Annotated in this window: 25 protein-coding genes and 1 riboswitch; of the genes, 21 read left to right on the top strand and 4 right to left on the bottom strand. The window is 48.3% G+C overall.

The features are described from left to right. Window positions 1–133 precede the first annotated feature (133 nt). The 6 genes from skT53_RS08820 to skT53_RS08795 all read left to right on the top strand — a co-directional run bounded on the left by skT53_RS08820 (window position 134) and on the right by skT53_RS08795 (window position 3878). Entirely contained in the window at window positions 134–448 is a 315-nt protein-coding gene (locus skT53_RS08820; RefSeq protein WP_200760930.1) for a type I phosphomannose isomerase catalytic subunit, read from the top strand. Window positions 449–489: 41 nt separating this feature from the next. After that, a complete protein-coding gene (locus tag skT53_RS08815) occupies window positions 490–672 on the top strand; it encodes a hypothetical protein (protein WP_226375387.1) in 183 nt (60 codons plus the stop codon). A gap of 187 nt (window positions 673–859) precedes the next feature. After that, window positions 860–1450 (top strand): fatty acid metabolism transcriptional regulator FadR, encoded by a 591-nt coding sequence (locus tag skT53_RS08810; RefSeq protein ID WP_318978609.1) that lies wholly within the window; start codon window positions 860–862, stop codon window positions 1448–1450. A 37-nt stretch (window positions 1451–1487) separates the two neighbouring features. Further along, entirely contained in the window at window positions 1488–2246 is a 759-nt protein-coding gene (locus skT53_RS08805; RefSeq protein WP_200760697.1) for an electron transfer flavoprotein subunit beta/FixA family protein, read from the top strand. 34 nt (window positions 2247–2280) lie between these two features. Beyond that, a complete protein-coding gene (locus tag skT53_RS08800) occupies window positions 2281–3261 on the top strand; it encodes an electron transfer flavoprotein subunit alpha/FixB family protein (protein WP_200760696.1) in 981 nt (326 codons plus the stop codon). Between the two features lie 254 nt (window positions 3262–3515). Next, a complete protein-coding gene (locus skT53_RS08795; protein ID WP_200760695.1) occupies window positions 3516–3878 on the top strand; it encodes a hypothetical protein in 363 nt (120 codons plus the stop codon). 81 nt (window positions 3879–3959) lie between these two features. Here skT53_RS08795 and skT53_RS08790 read toward each other — a convergent pair whose 3' ends face one another. Beyond that, window positions 3960–4688, bottom strand: a complete 729-nt coding sequence (locus skT53_RS08790; RefSeq protein WP_200760694.1) for a peptidylprolyl isomerase — start codon at window positions 4686–4688, stop codon at window positions 3960–3962. Between the two features lie 133 nt (window positions 4689–4821). On the opposite strand from skT53_RS08790, the gene skT53_RS08785 reads away from it, so the two are divergent. The 6 genes from skT53_RS08785 to skT53_RS18515 all read left to right on the top strand — a co-directional run bounded on the left by skT53_RS08785 (window position 4822) and on the right by skT53_RS18515 (window position 8669). Continuing rightward, window positions 4822–5334 carry a low molecular weight protein-tyrosine-phosphatase gene (locus skT53_RS08785; protein WP_226375386.1) on the top strand — a complete coding sequence of 171 codons (513 nt, stop codon included), beginning with the start codon at window positions 4822–4824 and terminating at the stop codon, window positions 5332–5334. 13 nt (window positions 5335–5347) lie between these two features. Next, a complete protein-coding gene (locus skT53_RS08780) occupies window positions 5348–6178 on the top strand; it encodes an inositol monophosphatase family protein (protein ID WP_200760693.1) in 831 nt (276 codons plus the stop codon). A 259-nt stretch (window positions 6179–6437) separates the two neighbouring features. Beyond that, complete coding sequence (gene ytvI / locus skT53_RS08775; protein ID WP_200760692.1) at window positions 6438–7538, top strand: sporulation integral membrane protein YtvI; 1101 nt, start codon at window positions 6438–6440, stop codon at window positions 7536–7538. 31 nt (window positions 7539–7569) lie between these two features. Then, window positions 7570–8166: a GNAT family N-acetyltransferase gene (locus skT53_RS08770; protein ID WP_200760691.1), complete on the top strand. Its 597-nt coding sequence runs from the start codon at window positions 7570–7572 to the stop codon at window positions 8164–8166. Between the two features lie 85 nt (window positions 8167–8251). After that, window positions 8252–8488, top strand: a complete 237-nt coding sequence (locus skT53_RS18520; protein WP_226375385.1) for a hypothetical protein — start codon at window positions 8252–8254, stop codon at window positions 8486–8488. After that, on the top strand, window positions 8478–8669 hold the full coding sequence (locus tag skT53_RS18515) for a 4-vinyl reductase (RefSeq protein ID WP_226375384.1): 192 nt from the start codon (window positions 8478–8480) through the stop codon (window positions 8667–8669). Before skT53_RS18520 ends, skT53_RS18515 begins: the two co-directional genes overlap by 11 nt. A 254-nt stretch (window positions 8670–8923) precedes the next feature. On the opposite strand, the gene skT53_RS19160 is transcribed toward skT53_RS18515, so the two are convergent. After that, complete coding sequence (locus skT53_RS19160; protein WP_404828961.1) at window positions 8924–9085, bottom strand: hypothetical protein; 162 nt, start codon at window positions 9083–9085, stop codon at window positions 8924–8926. A 221-nt stretch (window positions 9086–9306) separates the two neighbouring features. Between skT53_RS19160 and skT53_RS08755 the strand changes: the two genes are divergently transcribed. Then, window positions 9307–10233, top strand: a complete 927-nt coding sequence (locus tag skT53_RS08755) for an SPL family radical SAM protein (protein ID WP_200760690.1) — start codon at window positions 9307–9309, stop codon at window positions 10231–10233. On the opposite strand, the gene cls is transcribed toward skT53_RS08755, so the two are convergent. Next, entirely contained in the window at window positions 10228–11670 is a 1443-nt protein-coding gene (cls, locus tag skT53_RS08750) for a cardiolipin synthase (protein ID WP_200760689.1), read from the bottom strand. The genes skT53_RS08755 and cls overlap by 6 nt on opposite strands. Window positions 11671–11811: 141 nt before the next feature. Here cls and trxA point away from each other — a divergent pair, with 141 nt between their 5' ends. From trxA to skT53_RS08730, 4 genes are all read left to right on the top strand, one after another. Next, window positions 11812–12117 carry a thioredoxin gene (gene trxA, locus skT53_RS08745; protein WP_200760688.1) on the top strand — a complete coding sequence of 102 codons (306 nt, stop codon included), beginning with the start codon at window positions 11812–11814 and terminating at the stop codon, window positions 12115–12117. A gap of 49 nt (window positions 12118–12166) precedes the next feature. Continuing rightward, entirely contained in the window at window positions 12167–13108 is a 942-nt protein-coding gene (locus skT53_RS08740) for a 4-hydroxy-3-methylbut-2-enyl diphosphate reductase (RefSeq protein ID WP_200760687.1), read from the top strand. A gap of 89 nt (window positions 13109–13197) precedes the next feature. Then, complete coding sequence (locus skT53_RS08735; protein WP_200760686.1) at window positions 13198–14070, top strand: S-layer homology domain-containing protein; 873 nt, start codon at window positions 13198–13200, stop codon at window positions 14068–14070. Between the two features lie 62 nt (window positions 14071–14132). Next, the gene (locus tag skT53_RS08730; protein WP_200760685.1) at window positions 14133–14819 is read left to right on the top strand and encodes a FadR/GntR family transcriptional regulator; all 687 of its coding nucleotides are present in this window, start codon (window positions 14133–14135) and stop codon (window positions 14817–14819) included. Window positions 14820–14852: 33 nt separating this feature from the next. Here skT53_RS08730 and skT53_RS08725 read toward each other — a convergent pair whose 3' ends face one another. After that, window positions 14853–15500, bottom strand: coding sequence for an SGNH/GDSL hydrolase family protein (locus tag skT53_RS08725; RefSeq protein ID WP_200760684.1), 648 nt, complete (start codon window positions 15498–15500; stop codon window positions 14853–14855). 159 nt (window positions 15501–15659) lie between these two features. On the opposite strand from skT53_RS08725, the gene skT53_RS08720 reads away from it, so the two are divergent. From skT53_RS08720 to ehuD, 4 genes are all read left to right on the top strand, one after another. Beyond that, complete coding sequence (locus skT53_RS08720) at window positions 15660–16118, top strand: hypothetical protein (protein WP_200760683.1); 459 nt, start codon at window positions 15660–15662, stop codon at window positions 16116–16118. Window positions 16119–16325: 207 nt separating this feature from the next. Next, window positions 16326–16469: riboswitch (cyclic di-AMP (ydaO/yuaA leader) on the top strand. Between the two features lie 210 nt (window positions 16470–16679). Then, on the top strand, window positions 16680–17585 hold the full coding sequence (ehuB, locus tag skT53_RS08715; protein WP_226375383.1) for an ectoine/hydroxyectoine ABC transporter substrate-binding protein EhuB: 906 nt from the start codon (window positions 16680–16682) through the stop codon (window positions 17583–17585). A gap of 33 nt (window positions 17586–17618) precedes the next feature. Further along, window positions 17619–18251: an ectoine/hydroxyectoine ABC transporter permease subunit EhuC gene (ehuC, locus tag skT53_RS08710; protein WP_200760925.1), complete on the top strand. Its 633-nt coding sequence runs from the start codon at window positions 17619–17621 to the stop codon at window positions 18249–18251. A gap of 3 nt (window positions 18252–18254) precedes the next feature. Then, window positions 18255–18905 carry an ectoine/hydroxyectoine ABC transporter permease subunit EhuD gene (gene ehuD / locus skT53_RS08705; RefSeq protein ID WP_200760682.1) on the top strand — a complete coding sequence of 217 codons (651 nt, stop codon included), beginning with the start codon at window positions 18255–18257 and terminating at the stop codon, window positions 18903–18905.

Genomic DNA, 18905 nt, shown 5'->3' with positions numbered 1-18905 from the left:
TCCGTTTTGGAACAAATTTCTTGCCTCCCATTGAATTTGGACTGCCAGAGCCGAATTCAAATTCAGTAATGACGGTTCGGATCCGGTTGGAAAATTCCTATGTCTTGGGGGTGGCAATTGCGGGTGAGGCCGTATCCGCTTTTTTTTTGAGCCGATTCGGAAAGAACGGATCTGGGGATATGAATATTGGGCGATTTCCTTTCATCCGGACGCGCTTACGCCAGCACGTAACGGGGAACTGTCCGGTAAAACGCGGCCGGAGATTTGGCAGACGGAAAGGAAGCTTTTTGGTGACAATTCGTTGCAGTCGTTTCCCCTGCTTGTTAAATGGATCGAACCTTGGCAGGACCTTTCGGTGCAGGTGCATCCGAACGACGAGTACACAAAACAGAACGGGCTGACCGATTCGGGAAAAACGGAAGCCTGGTTTAACGCTTCCGATACTTGAAAAACCCATATTTTTCGATGTGCGGGTGGCGGGTGAAAGGGGTGGCGGAATACGCCGTTTCGCCAGATTCGTTTTTACTGCTGTCAGGAGTGAAAGGATCCGGAAAGCTGTTTTGGGAAAACGGACAATCGAGCTTCACAAGCGGTGACCACTGTCTGCTTCCTGCAACGTTGGGCGGGTTTCAGGTGACGGGCGAGTTGGATTTGATTGTGACAAGTTTGTAAACAATACGAAAAGCGACGGAAACAAAACCCGCACAGATTGAAATAAAACGGAAAGTGACGGTATGGCAGCCGAAATCTTTCCGTTTTGTTTTTTGCCCAATTTTCTGGCATACTGGTTGACAGGGATAATGGTTATGCGTAGAATAAAAACTGAATGATCATTCATTTTTGGTTCCGGGGGTGACCCATTATCGCTCAAAAAAAAGACCCGGATAAGTATGAGGCAATTCTTGCTGCGGCCATTAATGTAATCGGGCAGGCTGGTTACCACAATGCGCCAATTTCTCGAATTGCACGGGAAGCGGGTGTAGCGGACGGAACGGTTTACCTGTACTTCAAGAATAAGGAAGACGTTCTGATATCCATATTAAGTGAAGCGATTGGCCGTATACGGACGGAAATCGAAGCCAGATTCCAAACGGAAACCGACCCTATCCGCAAACTGCATCATTTGGTAACGGTTTACTTTGAAGGGCTTGCTCATAACAAAAGTTTGGCAGCGGTCACGCAGATTCATCTGCGGCAAGCGGACCAGGCGATGAGGCGACAGATTGGGGACATCATCCGTCCTTATTACCAACTGATTGACCATATTATTCAAGACGGGATCGACAAAGGCATCTTCCGCCCGACCATCGATCATCGGATCGCGCGGAGAATGATTTTTGGTACCATGGATGAAACGATCACCGCCTGGGTGCTGACAGGAGCGAAGTACGACTTGCAGGGATTGATTGAACCGGTTGTGGACCTGCTGGTGCATGCGATGAAAAAGTAGCGTCGGCAGTTTAATTTTCAAGAGAGGGGATTCCAAAATGAACATTTTGGTACTGATGAAGCAAACGTTCGACACCGAAGAGAAAATTGTTCTCGACGGCGGAAAAATCAAAGAGGACGGCGTGCAGTACATTATTAACCCGTACGATGAGTATGCGATTGAAGAAGCGCTTGTGATGCGCGACAACTTTGGCGGGGAAGTGACTGTCATTACAGTCGGTCCCGATCGGGCGGAAGAGGCTTTGCGGAAGGCGCTCGCGATGGGGGCTGATCACGGCGTGCACATTAACGATCCGGCGCTGTTCGGAGACGAATATAAAGTCGCCAAAACGCTGGCTGAATATATCAAAACCAAGCCATACGACATTATTCTCGGGGGTGTACAGGCAGTTGATGACGGTTCCGGTCAGGTTGCCGTTCGTGTGGCTGAACTGCTTGGCATTCCGCATGTCTCGACTGTAGTAAAAATCGAAATCGATGGCACCAAAGTAACCGCTCATCGTGATGCGGAAGGCGATCAGGAAATTGTAGAGACCACTTTGCCTGCCGTATTCACGGCGCAGCAAGGCCTGAATGAACCGCGTTATCCGTCTTTGCTGGGAATTCGCAAAGCAAACAAAATCCCGTTGAATGTGGTAACGGCTGCTGATCTCAACGTTTCCGCCAATGCCAAGAGTGAAATTGTAGAAACGTTCTTGCCGAAGGAAAAAACGGGCGGACGCATTCTTGAAGGGGAAACTGTCGACCGCGTAAAAGAACTGATTTCAGCGCTTCGCTCGAATGATAAAGTAATCTAATAAACCCGACCGGGGAGAAAAGGGGACGAACTCAATGGCACGGAAAGTACTTGTACTTGCAGATATCAGACACGATAAGGTCCGCAATGTAACGTTTGAAGCGCTTAGCGCCGCTCGCAAGATTTCGGAAGGCGGCGAAGTGTACGGTGCATTGCTTGGTAAAAACGTCAGCGGTGCGGCTGATTCTTTGGCTCAATACGGAGCAGACAAAGTGTTTGTAGTGGAAAACGAAGCGCTTGGCAACTATGTGCCCGATGCTTATGCCAAAGCGCTGGAAACGGTAATTAAAGAATCCAACCCGGATGTGGTATTCCTCGCTCATTCGGCAATTGGACGTGATTTGGCGCCGAAAGTGGCAGCAAGGCTGGAAGCTGCTCAAGTATCCGACATTATCGATGTACAGATCGAGGGCGGAAAACTGGTGTTCACTCGTCCGATCTATGCCGGTAAAGCGTTTACTAAAAATGTGATTAACGAGGGAGTTGTGTTTGCGACAATTCGTCCGAACAACCTGCCGGCGTCCGAGCCGGGGGCGGGACGCAGTGCGAACGTAGTCAATGTATCGGTGGATATTCCGGCTGACTCGCTTCGTTCCTTCATTAAAGAAGTGGTCAAGAAAACGACCGGTGGCGTCGACCTTTCGGAAGCCAAAATTATTGTCTCCGGCGGTCGCGGTGTAAAAAGTGCGGATGGATTCAAACCGCTGCAGGAATTGGCAGATACATTGGGGGCGGCTGTTGGGGCTTCGCGCGGTGCATGTGATGCCGGTTACTGCGATTACGCGCTGCAGATTGGTCAAACCGGTAAAGTTGTAACACCTGACTTGTACATTGCTTGCGGTATTTCTGGCGCAATTCAACACTTGGCTGGTATGTCCAACTCGAAAGTAATTGTAGCGATCAACAAGGATCCGGAAGCGCCGATTTTCAAAGTGGCGGATTACGGAATCGTTGGCGATCTGTTTGAAGTTGTACCGGTACTGACGGAAGAGTTGAAGAAAGTATTGGCGGAGTAATCCGATTCATAGTACGAACGCGATCCTACCAAACCAGGTAGGGTCGTTTTTTTCATATAGATTATTTGTCGTCAGTAAATGATATCGGCTTACAATTTTTGTAAGAGGTGTTTTGGGGGGGACTTGCATTTTTTTTTTTTTTTGAATTTATTAGAAAATTCAAGGATATTGTGGGAAGAATTTAATAAGCTTTTTTTGTGAGAAGTACTTTGGGGAAAGTATTTTGGGGATGTATTTTGGGGGTTGGGGAACCTGTGAGAATTCAAGATGGAAGTTTTTTCTATAGAAATTGGAGTAGACTGTTTGCTGCGCAAAACCAGCAATTCGCTTCTCTGGCTACGGGAAAACGAATTTTGTCCGCTGCTGACGATCCTGCCGTATCTCGCATAGAAGATGTGGATATGGCCCGAATGGCGGTTGAATTTGTGAAAACGAAGCTCCTCTTATCGAATGTGAACCAGTTGTTCTCGAATGAACTGCATTACAATCGAGATTACATTAAGGAATTGCTGCAAACAACGGGTGATTCAAAAGGTTCAAACGGTTTTGGGTATCCTGCCATGCGGAAAACTACCGATTATAAAAACGATTTTGCAAAATCGGTCTCCTTATTTTAAGGTAAGAATCGAAAAAACGCTGCTTTGCCCTGTTGCAAAGCAGCGTTTTTGGGGTTGCAGAATCTTCTCGATTGCAGAAAGTTATTTTTCTTCGATCTGGATCGATTGAATTGTCACTTCTTCTCTCGGGTCGCTCATTTCTCCGTTTTTCACGCCGACCGGAACAGAAGCGATTTTCTGTACCACGTCCATTCCAGAGATCACTTTTCCAAATACGGTGTAATTAGGCGATTGGTTCAGGCTTTTAACATCATCGCCAGTGCCGATAAAGAACTGGCTGCCGTTTGTATTGGGACCTGCGTTTGCCATGGCCACAACACCCGGTTCGTAGGGGTGTTTGGGCGGCAGTTCATCATTGAACTCATAACCCGGTCCGCCGGTTCCGGTTCCCAGAGGGTCGCCTGTTTGGATCATGAAGGTCTTTACAATACGGTGAAAACGAATTCCGTCATAAAAATGGTCACGTGCCAAAAACACAAAATTGTTCACGGTAACAGGTGTTTCATTGGCGTATAATTGGATCTGGAAATCCCCTTTTGTTGTCTTCACTGTAGCCGTATACGACTTCTTTGGATCGATTGTCATTTTGGGCGCTTCTTTGTACTTGTTATTTTTGTTAGCCGTCGGCGCCGTTTGGTTGGGAGCTTGTCCTTGCTGCGTATTCGTTTGGTTGTTTGGGTCCGATTGGGATGTGTTCTGTTTGTTTTGGTCAGGTGTCCCGGTGTTCTGATTTTGAGTACCGCACCCGACGAGCAGGGTAATACCAAGTAAAGCAGAAATTGTTGTGAACCATACGGTCTTTTGTTTCATGTACGTAACCTCCTCGTACAGAACATTAGCATAAAATTCGCAAACTGCAAACTTTATTACTCCGAAAAGACGGTTTTGTTGTGTATAATAAGAGTAATGGTTTGTTTGGAATAATCTGGGAGTTGAACGTATAATGAACAAATCCCCAATACGTATTCTGTTTGTCTGTTTAGGAAACATCTGCCGCTCTCCGTTAGGGGAAGGGATTTTTAAACAGTTGATTCGGGAGCAGGGACTGGAAGACCGTTTTGTAGTCGATTCAGCCGGAACAGCCGGGTATCATACGGGCAGTCTGCCCGATCCCGGATCGCGGCGGGCGGCACAGCGAAGGGGTTATTCGATTGACGATCAACGGGCACGCCAAATCAGCAGTAAAGATTTGGAAGAATTTGATTATGTCATTGCGATGGATCGATCGAACCGCCGCAACATAGAACGGCTGGGCAAGGGAACAGCGAAACTGCTGTTGCTGCGTGAGTTTGACCCAGAGCTGCGGACGGAAGAGTCCGATTTTGATGTGCCGGATCCGTGGAGTTTGGGTGATGACGCGTTTGAAGAAACGTATATGATCATCGAGCGTTCTTGTCGGAAGCTGCTGCATATGCTAATAGACCGGCACGGACTGCGAATCGACAGGCAGAATTAGGAGGCTGGAAGCGATGTATGACCGGTTTGTCGCCGTAGCGGAGCAGGCCGCCCGCGAGGCTGGAAATTTGATCCTTGATAAAATTGGAAAAGCGACAGTAGTCGGTGAGAAAACGTCGAATGTTGATCTGGTCACAGAAGTGGACAAGCAATCGGAAGCGGTGATCCGTACGGAGCTGCTGGCCGCTTTTCCGGAACATAAAATTCTTGGCGAGGAAGGTGTGGCACCCGGTTCGCAAGCATCGGCGGAAGCGCTTTCGAAATCTCTATCTGCCGAATATCTCTGGATTGTCGATCCGATTGATGGAACAACCAATTTTGTGCACGGATTTCCCGTCTGCACGGTATCAATCGCTCTGGTTCATAAAGAAGAAGTGATCGCCGGGGTGATTTATGATCCGTTCCGGGATGAAATGTTTTCGGCCAAACGAAACGGCGGTGCGACGTTGAACGGTGAACCGATTGCTGTTTCTGATGAAGAAACGCTTGATGTGAGCTTGTTGGCGACTGGATTTCCAGGTGACAAACAGTGGGCACGGGCTGTCAATCTAAGAGGAATCAACGCGTTAAGTCCGGTCTGTCGAAACATACGGGCGGCCGGTTCTGCCGCATTGCACCTGGCGTATGTGGCATCCGGGCGATTAAGCGGATTTTGGGAGATTGACCTGAACGCCTGGGATTTGGCGGCAGGCAGTCTGCTGGTACAGGAAGCAGGCGGCATGGTGACCGATACGGAAGGTGAACCCTACACGCTGCACGTGCGGCATATTGCAGCCAGCAATGGGAAAATTCACAGTCCGTTGATTCACATTTTGCAGCAGGCAGATGCGACGGGTATTCGATAGGGAAAATTTTTGGGCAGGCTTGGTAGGGACGCTGTTGCAGGCTTATTCTACCAGGCCGTTTTTTTCGTATACTATAAAGAAAACTTGAAAGAAACTTGGCTTACGCCAAGCCCTGGGCGCAAGCCAGCTAAAGTTATACCTGCGAAAGTGGCATCACGAGTTTGTATCTCTGAAATTTGGTGAAGACTGGAAATTGATAGATTCCATCTGATATATTGTTGATAACCCATTTGCATCTGCCTGTTTTGGAGGGGATACAGTGCTTGATTTTATAATGAAGTACCGAATTCAATTAATCAATTTCGCTTTGTTTCTGGCAGCTGTGTTCCTGATCTATTTACTGTTGAAGTGGTTTCTTCCATTTATTCTGCCTTTGTTGATTGGCATTTTGGTTGCCCTTCTGATCGAACCTCTGGTTCGGTTTTTGCACAGGACCATTCGTATCCCGCGCTGGATTTCAAGCCTAATCGCACTTCTGTTGGTGTGCGGTGGTGGACTTGCACTGCTTGTCGTAGTCAGTGCAAAACTGGTCATTGAACTCGCGGCCCTGATCAGGCAAATTCCGGATTGGGTTAATTATATGGTCAATCGGTTCTACGGTGACGTTATGAATTGGATTATTCTGTACAATAACAATTTAGGCGAAGAACTAAGAACGAAAATCAATCAAAATCTGATGACACTTGGCGAATCAGTGGGACGGATCGGTGTATCGATTGCGCAGTCGGCGCTGCAGGCAATCAGTTCCATTCCGAATTTGTTGGTCATTCTGCTGCTATCGCTGTTTATCAGTTACTTTATCAGTAAAGATTTTCTTCATTTCAAGCGGAAACTCCGTACGTTTGTCTCGGTTGATGTCAGGGAGAAAGGGCAGGTTGTTTATGGCGATTTGATGGCTGCCATCGGCGGTTATATTCGAGGACAGACGATTTTGATTACGATTACGGCTGTACAGGTTTTGGCCGGATTGTTGATTTTGCGGGTGCCCTACGCGTTTTCTCTGGCGCTTTTGGCCGCTTTTCTTGATATTTTACCGCTGCTGGGAACCGGTACATTGTTCGTTCCCTGGATTCTGTTTTCTTTGATTTCGGGAGATTTCAAGTTGGGGATAGGGCTGTTGATTTTGTATGGATTTGTCCTGGTCGTCCGTCAGTTGTTGGAACCTCGCATCTTGGCAGGGACGCTTGGTGTCGATCCTCTGTCCATGATTGTTGTCATGTACGCAGGTTATACGGCTGCCGGATTTATCGGATTGCTGCTGGCCCCTTTTATCCTGCTGACATTCCAATCACTGATCAAAGTACAGGCGTTTCATGCGATCCTGGGCGTGGATTGCAAAAAAAATCCGCCGTCTAATTAGGGAGCTGTCGGTGAATTAGGGGGATAGCCGTTTGCCTAGATTTCGTGATGGAATTTGTCTGTTGGATCTGGATCATCGGTTGGTGGAGGCGGCCGATTGTCTGCTGCAGGTCAACCATCAAGTCCTGCAGGGCTATTTGGCGGAAGAACTGTTCGGATGGTCAATTTCGCGATTTGTTTGTCTAAATAAAAAGATTGTCGGGCTGATCCGATTAAGCAAACTTGATGTGGAAAAGGGCTATGGCCTGCTTGGCACCTGGTTGCATCCTTCCGTGTGGGGAACGGGCGTCAATCGCTTGGCGAAAGACGCCTTTTTGCAATTGATATTTGCAGAGCATCCTGCCGTTAAAAAAGTCTATTTGTGTATCAGTGAAAACAATCTGCGGTCTGTCAGGGCGGCGAAGAAACTGCCCTACGCAGAAGACTTGCCTGAACAATTGGTGCCGACCGATCTTGTTGAGGCAGCCGCATCATCTGTTACGGGGGCGGCGGTTGACGCAGCCAACCCCGCCGCAACAGATATGGTATTTGAGGCCGCGACCTACTGTGGGAAATCGGAATCCGGGCGAAAGTGGTTTTTCGTGGACAGGCTGTCCTTTCAGCAATTCATAGAGATAAATAAAAAATAAAACTTGATCTGCGTCAATTCATCAATCAGCCGAATGAGGGACAGTGAAGGAGGGATAATCAAACAGCGACAGGGAGGAGAACCGTATGGCAGAGTTTACATTTAAAGATATGAAACAAGTCAAACGAAGCAAGTTGGGAAATCAAGTCCCGCTCGAACTATTTCGGGCCATTCGTTTGATTGGCATGTATCAGGGCCTGCCTATGGGCGGGAAAGCCACCACCGCTACCGTAGGGCGTACAATCGGCGAAAATATGCCCGTAAGTTCGATTGAGGACTTCATAAAAGATCATTCGTCAGGATGCCAACGGTGTGAGAATTGACGTCGAAGATTGGTCTTGTGAGGGGTTGCCTGTATTCGAAGGAAAGATGGTTTGCGATCTGGAAGGCTCCATCATGGAGGGAGCGCTCAGAAAAATTCCGGGTAAGCAGGTTACAGTCTGGGAAGTGAAATGCAATGTGAATGGAGATGAGCATTGCGAATACGAGGTCACGTTCTATTGAAATGGGGCGGGATAGGCGTTTCAGAGTGGCCCTTAACTTTTTGGCGAGTTGACTTAACCCGGCCGGATCGAGGATTCGCATTTTCTTTCGATCATCCATTTTCAGAAGTTTCAATGTTTCAAAATGGGCAAGTTTTCGGCTGAGGGCGCCAATCCATTCATCGGACTGGTATAGTTTCTCGCTCATAGCCAGCAGAAAGCGGTAGGTCGTGTCAGGGTTGGTTTCCAGAACAGACTTGAAGTCCCTTTTGTGAATCAGAGAAACAGTGGCGTTCTCAAGTGTTTCTGCGTTTGCATAGTGGTTTTTTTCCTGCAGAAAAGAAAAATGCCCGAAAAAATCTCCCGGAACAGAAAGCGTATGATTTGCTCCTTTCCGGCAGGAGACAGTTTGGTGAGTTTCACTACACCCTGGCTGATAAGGTACAGAGTGTCTGACGATTCCCCCTCGCGAAATATAAATTCCCCCTGTAAATCAAGAATAACAAACCTTCAAGCATTCTATGTGATCTTGATCACATGCGAACGTATGTGTGGTATAATGGATATTGCGAACGAATATTCGCGTTTTTTTACAGGAATGAGGCCGATGGAGCCTGGAGGCAATCAAGGTTGGCGCAATCTGATTTGGGGGCGACTTTATGATAAAACGACACATACTCCGAATGAAAAGCAAAACGGTGCTGAATCGGGTAACAACGCCCGTTATGCCGTTTGTCTGGTCGATTAATCCGTATCGCGGGTGTGCACACGGCTGTGCGTTTTGCTACGCGCGCGGCACCCATTCCTACATTGGAATGCGAGCGGACGACACGTTTCGAACGCATTTGTTTGTAAAAGAGGATGCACCGGCTGTTTTGCGGAGAGAGCTGTCGAAAGGAAAATGGAAAGGCGGCTCGGTAGCTATCGGTACGGCCACAGACCCTTATCAACCGCTTGAGAAACAGCAGCGAATTACACGTGGAATTTTGGAAGTTTTGGCGTTGTACCGTATTCCAGCAACTGTTACAACACGTTCGCCTCTGGTGCTGCGGGATATCGATCTATTGCAGGAACTGAACCGCTATACCCGCTGTTCGGTCAACATTTCAGTCAATACGTTGGATGTAAACGTCTGGCGGGCGATCGAACCGGAATCTCCGCATCCGAAAGAACGTTTTGATACGGTTGGCAAACTGCGGGCAGCTGGCATTGATACGGGTGTTTTTATTGCGCCCGTCCTGCCTTTTCTCACAGATGAACAGACCGTCTTGGAATCGCTGCTGCAATCCGCGAGGAAAGCGGATGCTTCGTTTATCTCGGTTTCTTTGCTGCGATTGAAACCGGAAGTCAAAACATGGTTTTTTGCACAGTTGCAGAACTGTTTCCCCGATCGGGTTCCTCTGTACCGTTCGCTTTATGCGGGCACTTATGTGGATGAACGGTACGCCAAATCATTTCGCGAAAAATTGAATCCGCTTTTGGAGCAGTATGGCTACGGGAAAACGCAGCTGTCGGCCGCTGCTCATGATGAATCCGATTTTTTGAGTGACACACGTTCCCCGGAGCAGTTATCGTTCGCTTTATAACAAAGGTGAAAGCAGGCGCGCGGACGATTCCAAAAATTTACTGATGATCTTGCGATTGGCCAAGTAATCATCCAGTGTAATCTCCCGGCTGTCTGCCATGTGCTGCTGCATAATCTGCTCCAATTGGCTTACCACAGCCGGTTCGTAGATCAACGCATTCACTTCAAAATTATATTGAAAACTGCGAACATCCAGATTGGCCGTGCCTACAGAAGCTGCTTCTCCATCGACGGCAATCGTTTTGGCATGGATAAATCCGTTTTGGTACTCATAAATTCGCACACCGGCCCGCAGCAGTTCCTCAAAATAAGACCGGGTGGCCAAATGAACGATATAATAGTCCGGTTTGGCCGGAAGGATAATGCGCACGTCAAGACCGCTTAAGGCGGACGTTTTCAATCCCATCAAAATACTTTCATCCGGGATCAGATAGGGAGTCACAATATAGATTTTTCGGCGTGCAGATGCGAACATGCTAAAATGCGCCTGCCAGATCGCTTCCCAATCGGAGTCAGGGCCGCTGGCCGCAATCTGAATGGGAATTTTTCCGAATGAGTCCTGCTGCGGAAAATATTCGGCTTCCGAAATATATTCGTTGTAGGCTACATACCAGTCCCGCAGAAAAATAAGCTGCAAATAATAGACCGATTCGCCTTCGAGCCGAATATGCGTATCCTGCCAATGTCCAAGCGGACCTTTGCCAAGATATTCGTCTCCGATGTTTAACCCGCCTGTAAAACCGATTTTGCCATCGATGACGATCAGTTTTCGGTGGTTGCGAAAATTGATCCGGCTCGTTAACCAGGGAAAGTAGACTGGCAAAAAAGAAGTGATTTGAACACCTGCTTGCTGCAGATTTTTTATATATGACGGTTTTAGTTTACGGCTTCCTATTCCGTCATAGATCACCCGCACATGAACGCCTTGCCGCGCTTTTTCAATCAGAATTTTTTGCACTTCGGTGCCAATCTGATCATTTTTCAGGATGTAATATTCCAAATGAATATGCGACTGGGCCTGCCGCAAGGCACTTAATATCGATGCGAACGCTTGCTTGCTGTCCGCATATAGTTCAATCCGATTATTCTCTGTAATCGGCGAATGGGAATTAGCAAACAGCAAACGCATCCATTTTTTTTGGTTGGTAGTACCTGCCGCCAGTTCATCTGTCCGTTTGACATGACGGGCCGCATGCATATGAAGCGCTTGTGAAAACTCCTCCGGCAGGGTTTTCGATTGCAATCTGCGATGTTTTCGATATTTCTGCCCAAACATCAAATAAAAGAGAAATCCCACAACCGGGAAAGCAGCCAACACCATCAACCATGCCAACGTTTTGGACGGATTTCGCTTTTCCATCACCAGCAAAACGGCAATCATCGTAAACCATAGAAAATAAACAAGGGTAAGATAAAACTGCCAATCAATATTTTTCATATGGATGATGTGCACCTTTTTCCTGAAGAGTAAAACATACGATTCAGTCTGCCCGTTCCTGTCTCAATTGTAAACTAAATCACAGAAATTCGATATTACCGAATATATACTGAACATACAATTAAAAAAGGGGTGGAAGCTATGGCAAACGTTAAATCGTTAACGAAAGATACATTTGAGGAAACCATCCGGCAGGGAAAAGTACTGGTCGATTTTTGGGCCACGTGGTGCGGTCCTTGCCGTATGCAGACGCCGGTTGTCGAAAAGCTTGCAGAAGAGATGCCGGATGTTACGTTTACAAAAGTCAATGTGGATGATGAAGCGGAACTGGCTCAGCGGTTTGGAATTATGAGTATTCCCACACTGCTCATTTTTGAAAATGGCCAATTGCAAAAAACAATGGTCGGCTATCACGGAGAAGGGCAACTGAAGGAAGCATTATCGTAATGTATGGTATACTAGACCTGCCTGATTTTATTCAGGGAGGTCTTTTTTAATGGAAATCTTAAAAATTACGCCAAGAGGATATTGTTACGGGGTCGTTGATGCCATGGTGCTTGCCCAGCAGGCGGTCAAGGACCTTAATTTGCCGCGCCCCATTTATATACTCGGCATGATTGTACACAACCGCCATGTGGTGGAGGCATTCGAAAAACAAGGGATTATCACCTTAGACGGCAAAAACCGCCTGGATTTGTTAGAAGGGATCGAAACAGGCACGGTCGTGTTCACCGCACACGGAGTTTCACCGGAAGTGCGGCGGCGGGCAGTCGAAAAAGGACTTACCATCGTGGATGCGACTTGTCCGGATGTAACCAAAACACATGACCTCATCCGTGAAAAAACGGCGAACGGTTATGAGGTGCTGTATATCGGAAAGCAAGGTCATCCCGAGCCTGAGGGAGCGATTGGCGTTGCGCCGGATCATGTGCATCTGGTGGAACGAATTGAAGATCTTTCGGCCATCCCTATCAAAGGCCGCAAAATCCTGGTCACGAACCAAACGACGATGAGTCAGTGGGATGTCAAAGAGTTGATGAACAAGATTTTGGAGATCTATCCGCAGGCGGAAATTCACAATGAAATCTGCCTTGCTACACAGATTCGCCAGGAGGCGGTGGCAGAGCAGGCGACAAACACCGATTTGGTCATTGTAGTAGGCGATCCCCGCAGCAACAATTCAAACCGTCTGGCCCAAGTGGCGCAGGAACTGGCTGGAGTGCCTGCCTATCGGGTGGCGGATGTGACAGAAATCGATCCGCAGTGGCTGATCGGTAAAAAAGTGGTGGGGGTCACATCAGGTGCGTCCACGCCAACTCCCATTACGAAAGAAGTGACGGATTGGCTGGAACAGTTTGATCCGGATAACCCGGCTACTTGGCAAAAAAAACGTACGGTAAACCTGGACAAACTTCTGCCGACACATCGGGCAAAGTAACGTGTAACTGATTTCCATTCCATTACGTCTAATCGAGTAAACCGTAAAGTATAAGGTGAGCTCCTTTTCTCTGGAATGGAGGGATTTGCATGAGAAAACAGGTGGTTGTATCCTTTATGGCCGGGCTTGTGGCGGGAAGCATCGGGACGGCGCAGGCGCAGCCGGTTTTTACCGATATTGAATCCCACTGGGCGGCGTCTTGCATTACCAGACTTCAGCAAGCGGGCATTTTGCATGGAGTCGGAGACGGCAGGTTTGCGCCGGATGATTTTGTTACGAAAGAACAGTTCTTCGGTTTGTTGTTGCGTGTAACGGGAATGCCTGTAGAGGACCAGACCGGGTCGGGCCTCTTTGTGACAAGAAAACAGGCGGCCGTTTGGCTGTCCCATATTCTTCCGCCGATGAATACAGGTATTGCGGGCGGTCTGAATGCGCCGTTTACCGATACGAACGGATTGACGAAAGAAGAGCAACAGGCCATTTCTCAACTGTATCATTTGGGCATCATGCTGGGGGATAGCGGTTCGTTCCGTCCTGACGATTATTTGACGAGAGCGGAAACAGCCGCCCTGATCGAGCGGGTTATGGATCGCATCTCGAGTGAAACGGGAGGAAAAGCGATACAGGCGGAAAAAGTCGATCTGGCAACGGCAGGAACTGCTGTGAAGGAATGGGTCAACCAAGTGAAATCGGCGGCTGGTCTTTATTCCAAAACGGTTGACGGCAAAACGTACATCCTCGTTTCACGGGGCGAAATGCCAAACCCCGGCTATCAAGTCGTGATTCGTCAAGCGTTGGAAACAGATCAAAAAATCCGGCTGGATGTCACCCTTGCAAATCCGAAACCTGGTTTCATGTACCCACAAATCATTGTCACACCTTTTGATTTGATTGCTGTGCCAGCGACAAATAAATCGGTTGAACTGATCCACATGACGGAGTCGGATCTCAGCAAGCGGTGACCGCAGCTGTCAAATGTGATATAGTGAAGCTATCGAATAACCTCGCGTAACGGGGTGGAAACATGCAGAAGCTGAAGACGCAAAAAGCGTATGAACAAGTAGCGGACTATATCCAAAAACAGATTTTGCAGGGCGTGTACAAACCAGGCGACAAGCTGCCAACATTACTGGAAATCTCGGAAATGCTGAGTGTGGGACGGGCCACTGTACGGGAGGCATTTTCCGCTTTACAGGCGAAGGGACTTATCGAGATTCGGCATGGCGAAGGGTCTTTCATCCGGAGTATCGACCTGAAGAATTTTCAGGAACCGATGAATATTGCTCTTTTGAAAGGCAAGGATTTGCTCGAGTTGCTGGAAGTGCGCAAGATTTTGGAGGTTGGGGCAGCAGAATTGTCTGCGCTGAATCGAACGGAAAGCGATTTGGAAGACATGCGGCAGGCGCTTGATATCATGGCTGCACATCAGGAGTCGGAAAAAGAAAGTGTCGAGGCAGATTTTCGTTTTCATTTGGCAATCGCCAAAGCGGCAGGCAATTCGATGCTGTATTCACTGATTCGCACGATCGCGCCGACGATGGAAAGTGCAATGCTGCGTTCCCGTTCGATTTCGGGTTCCCCGCGCGACCTGATCCAGGAACATATTTATATTTACCGGGAAATTGAGAGCGGCAACGCGGAACGGGCCAGCCACCGTATGTACGAACATATCGATAATGTGACCAAGCGTATCAAAACCAGTCTGAAATAAGGAGATCCCCTGACCTACATCGGCAGGGGATTTTCACTGCATATAAGGCAGCAGATTTTGGGCAATCAAAAGATGGCCTTGATTGTTTGGGTGGATCGGATAGGGACCAAACGGAATTCGGCGATACAGATCTTCCAGCCGACCTGTTCGATAACCGGCGATCAGTTGCGGTTCGTTTCCGGAAAACCAGGTATCGGTTGGAGCGATTTGTAGTTGGTGGCGGGCTGCCGCGAGATGAATGGCTTCGTTTAAAATTCCAACCGCTTCGACAGCCAACGGAGTATTGGGAAAAGGATTATATTGTGTGCAAATCACAATAGGGGCTGTGCTCCATTTGCGGATATAGACAATCAATTGATGGACATTTTGTTCGTACGTGGCCGCGGCTCGTCTGACGGTCTGGGGCGTAATTCGCTGTGAACGGATCGCGTGTAAAATCAAATCGTTGCCACCAATCCAAAGGCTGATCGTGGTCGCCTTTTGCAAAGGAAGCGGGTCATTGCTAACAACCGCATTTAACAGCGCATGGCTGGTCCAACCGGAGTGGGCGAGACGAAGTACGGAAACGGGAATGTTTCGATGTCGAAGATAGCTCGCGATGCGCTCCGTATATCCGTATAAAGGGGAGGTGGCACTTTTTCCTACCGTAATGGAATCTCCTAATGCCGTATAGAAAACCATAGTTCACCTCCCCGACAGACTTTTTTTTATTTCATTCAGAGTCAGAAGTTTTTGGTACGGGCATTTCTCACGGGAGGATGTTTTTTTCTGTCCCAATCGTTCAAATGCGTGAATGGATCCACGGCAGTTTGTGTATTGTGCCGGATAGGGAGGGGGAAAATGAGCGTCTGCGGAGAGCTTTTCCGCGATCATTCCCGTACGATGAGAGGAAGCCATAACAGGAAGGGAGAGAACAATTTGGCGGTTACCTATCAAGAAGCGCTGCGATTTTTGGGGAAGCCTGTATGTGCGGAATGCAAAGGGCACCAAAAACATTATGGCATCGTGCAACGGGTAAGCCGAAAAGGAATATTGCTGCAGCCGATCCCGGTACATGCTTCGGCGAACCGTAAAGACAGCCAGGTTGACTTTACAACGGCGGATCGACCGGCTGCGATGGATGCGGAAACGGTGTTCCTGCCTTTCTTGCTTCCGCTTACCACTTTATTTTCGCTGGGCGCATATGGAGGGTATGGCACACCATACGGATACGGGTACGGCAGACCGTATGGATTCGGTAGGCCTTATGGTTATGGGTATGGAGCACCGTACGGGTACGGTGGAGGTTATTGGTGGTGACAATCGCGAATGACCGGATTTGAGGAGCAGACAGGGCAGGATTTGGGAGGAAAAGTCTGGATATAACTGATAATTCCGGCTGATATGGGGAGAGACAGTCTCAGCTGAAATAATCAGAATATTTCCGGGGTGAATGGAAAAAATCGAATGTGTTATCATAAGTACAACAAATAAATGAATGGTTTATTCATTCAACGTATTTATTATTAAACAAACAGGCTGAATTCCATTGTATGGAAGCGGGGGAACCAAGTTCCTGGGGTTAATCCTGGCTATGCCAGGAGGGATGTGAGAAACTTCTCTGCCATCCTACCCGACAGCTAACCTCGTAAGCTAACGCAGGGAAGATCCAAGATTGCAAATCGGCGGGATGCAGACTATTTTCTTTTTCTGCCGCTTTTGCCAGGTCGCGGATTCGGTCGTTGTATTCATCTTTTGGTGATGCGCGCGTCAGACCGGTGCAGACTTTTTCTTGGAACTTCGGTTCCGTGAAAAAGCAGCACCGGTCTTTTTTGTTGCATGGCCTGGATGTGCGAGATGAGATCAGAAAGGAGAAATGAAATGAAAAGCAAAACTTTGCAATCAAAATGGGCTGCGATGTTGACCGGTGTTCTGGCTGCCGGGCTTTTATTGGCAGGATGCGGCGGCAGCACAAGCGGGTCGGCGCAAGATTCCGGCAAACAGGAAACTGCGTTTGAAAAAGCAAAACGGCAGGGGTATGTGACAGTCGGTTTTGCCAACGAAAAACCATACGCCTATGCGGCCCCGGACGGCAAATTGACAGGTGAAGCGGTTGAGGTCGCGCGCGCCGTTCTGAAAAACCTTGGGATCAAAGAAGTAAACGGTGTATTGACCGAATTCGGGTCGTTGATTCCGGGGCTGAAAGCAAAACGTTTCGACATCATTACGGCGGGTATGTATATTACGCCGGAGCGGGCGAAGCAGGTCGATTTTGCCAATCCTGAATACAGTATTGGGGAAGCGATTGCCGTTAAGAAGGGGAATCCGATGAATCTTCACAGTTATAAGGATATTGCCGCCAATTCAGAAGTGAAAGTTGGTGTAATGGGGGGCGCCATCGAGATCGATTATCTGAAAAAGAGCGGGGTGTCGGATAGCCAAATCGTGATTGTATCCGATCAGCCTTCTGCCATCAACGCTCTGCAGGCCGGACGTGTAAACGCCATTACAATGACCGGTCCTTCTTTGCAGGCAGTGATGGATTCAGCGAAAGATCCTTCGATTGAGAGGGTCATGGATTTCGAACAGCCGGTGATCGATGGTAAAAGTATACGCGGTTATGGGGCTGCCGTTTTCCGCCAAGGGGACGATGATTTCCGGCAAGCGTATAACGAGGAATTGAAAAAACTGGAGGATTCAGGCGAACTTCTGAACATTCTAAGCCCGTTCGGATTTACCAAGCAGGAACTGCCGGGCGGTAAAACGGCAGAAGAATTATTGAAATAAGGAAAGGGGTGCAGAACCATTTTTCCGACTGACCTGTTTACACCCCTTCTGCACGGGGTAGAAGTGACTCTGCAAGTAATGGCCTGTTCTGCGGTTGCAGCTTTGCTCCTTTCATTCACCGCTGGGTTGTGTCGTTTGTCAAAATGGGCATGGGTGCGAATGGCTGCAGCCGTATATGTGGAATTTTTTCGGGGTACTTCATTGCTGGTGCAAATGTTTTGGCTGTTTTTCGCTTTGCCAATATTGGGAATTGAACTGGAGCCGATGACAACAGGTGTTCTGGCGTTAGGACTGAACTATGGCGCTTACGGTTCGGAGATTGTCCGTAGTTCGATTCAGGCGATTCCAAAAGGGCAGACGGAAGCTGCAATCGCGTTGAACCTGACCTCGTTTCAGCGGATGCGGAGCGTGATCCTCCCGCAAGCGTTTACTCTGATGCTGCCCGCTTTCGGAAATCTGTTGATTGAACTTTTAAAAGGCACATCGCTTGTTTCGCTGATCACATTATCCGATTTGACGTTTACCGGTATGCTGATGCGAACCGCAAACATTGCCAGAACGCCGGAGATATTGGGGCTTATTCTTGTCATTTACTTTGTTCTTGCGTACTCCCTGACTCTTGTTGTGCGTTGGTTGGAACGGAGAGTTTCCGCAGGGAGGGTGTAAAAGATGTGGGATTGGGAGTTTGCATATTCGATTTTGCCGAAGTTGTTGAAAGTGGTTGATGTGACCATTGAGGCCACATTATCAGGTTTCGTACTGGCCGCTTTGTTAGGGATGCTGTTGGCTTTTGGCCGCCGGTCAAAGCGAAAGCCGATTGCATGGGCGTCTGGTTTGGTGGTCGAGTTTATCCGCAGCACGCCGCTTTTGATTCAATTGTATTTCTTATATTTCGCGCTTCCGTTTTACGGTATTTCGTTACCCGCCTTCACAGTGGGCGTGATTGGATTGGGTCTGCATTACAGCACCTATTTGTCCGAAGTGTACCGGGCCGGCATTGAAAATGTGCCGCGCGGACAATGGGAAGCGGCGATTGCGTTGAACTTTTCCAGATCACAGACATGGATGCGGATTATTTTACCGCAGGCCATTCGGCCAGTTGTGCCGGTTTTGGGCAATTACCTGATCACGATGTTTAAAGAAACGCCGCTTCTTTCTACGATTACGGTAGTAGAACTGATGCAAACCGCTAAAATGATCGGTTCCCAGTCGTTTCGCTATCTGGAGGCGTTCACGATTGCCGGATTCCTGTTCCTGCTGTTAAGTTATCTGTCTGCCATTTGGGTTCGCCGAATGGAATTGAGGCTTGAACAAAAATAA

It is taken from the genome of Effusibacillus dendaii (assembly GCF_015097055.1).
Lineage (GTDB): Bacteria > Bacillota > Bacilli > Tumebacillales > Effusibacillaceae > Effusibacillus > Effusibacillus dendaii.
This window is presented reverse-complemented; position numbering and strand designations above follow the sequence as displayed.

Coding starts and splice junctions, on each gene's coding strand:
- skT53_RS08805 (WP_200760697.1), top strand. CDS start 1,488: ATGAACATTTTGGTACTGATGAAGCAAACGTTCGACACCGAAGAGAAA.
- skT53_RS08800 (WP_200760696.1), top strand. CDS start 2,281: ATGGCACGGAAAGTACTTGTACTTGCAGATATCAGACACGATAAGGTC.
- skT53_RS08790 (WP_200760694.1), bottom strand. CDS start 4,688: ATGAAACAAAAGACCGTATGGTTCACAACAATTTCTGCTTTACTTGGT.
- skT53_RS08785 (WP_226375386.1), top strand. CDS start 4,822: ATGAACAAATCCCCAATACGTATTCTGTTTGTCTGTTTAGGAAACATC.
- skT53_RS08780 (WP_200760693.1), top strand. CDS start 5,348: ATGTATGACCGGTTTGTCGCCGTAGCGGAGCAGGCCGCCCGCGAGGCT.
- skT53_RS18520 (WP_226375385.1), top strand. CDS start 8,252: ATGGCAGAGTTTACATTTAAAGATATGAAACAAGTCAAACGAAGCAAG.
- skT53_RS08755 (WP_200760690.1), top strand. CDS start 9,307: ATGATAAAACGACACATACTCCGAATGAAAAGCAAAACGGTGCTGAAT.
- cls (WP_200760689.1), bottom strand. CDS start 11,670: ATGAAAAATATTGATTGGCAGTTTTATCTTACCCTTGTTTATTTTCTA.
- trxA (WP_200760688.1), top strand. CDS start 11,812: ATGGCAAACGTTAAATCGTTAACGAAAGATACATTTGAGGAAACCATC.
- skT53_RS08740 (WP_200760687.1), top strand. CDS start 12,167: ATGGAAATCTTAAAAATTACGCCAAGAGGATATTGTTACGGGGTCGTT.
- skT53_RS08735 (WP_200760686.1), top strand. CDS start 13,198: ATGAGAAAACAGGTGGTTGTATCCTTTATGGCCGGGCTTGTGGCGGGA.
- skT53_RS08730 (WP_200760685.1), top strand. CDS start 14,133: ATGCAGAAGCTGAAGACGCAAAAAGCGTATGAACAAGTAGCGGACTAT.
- skT53_RS08725 (WP_200760684.1), bottom strand. CDS start 15,500: ATGGTTTTCTATACGGCATTAGGAGATTCCATTACGGTAGGAAAAAGT.
- skT53_RS08720 (WP_200760683.1), top strand. CDS start 15,660: ATGAGCGTCTGCGGAGAGCTTTTCCGCGATCATTCCCGTACGATGAGA.
- ehuB (WP_226375383.1), top strand. CDS start 16,680: ATGAAAAGCAAAACTTTGCAATCAAAATGGGCTGCGATGTTGACCGGT.
- ehuD (WP_200760682.1), top strand. CDS start 18,255: ATGTGGGATTGGGAGTTTGCATATTCGATTTTGCCGAAGTTGTTGAAA.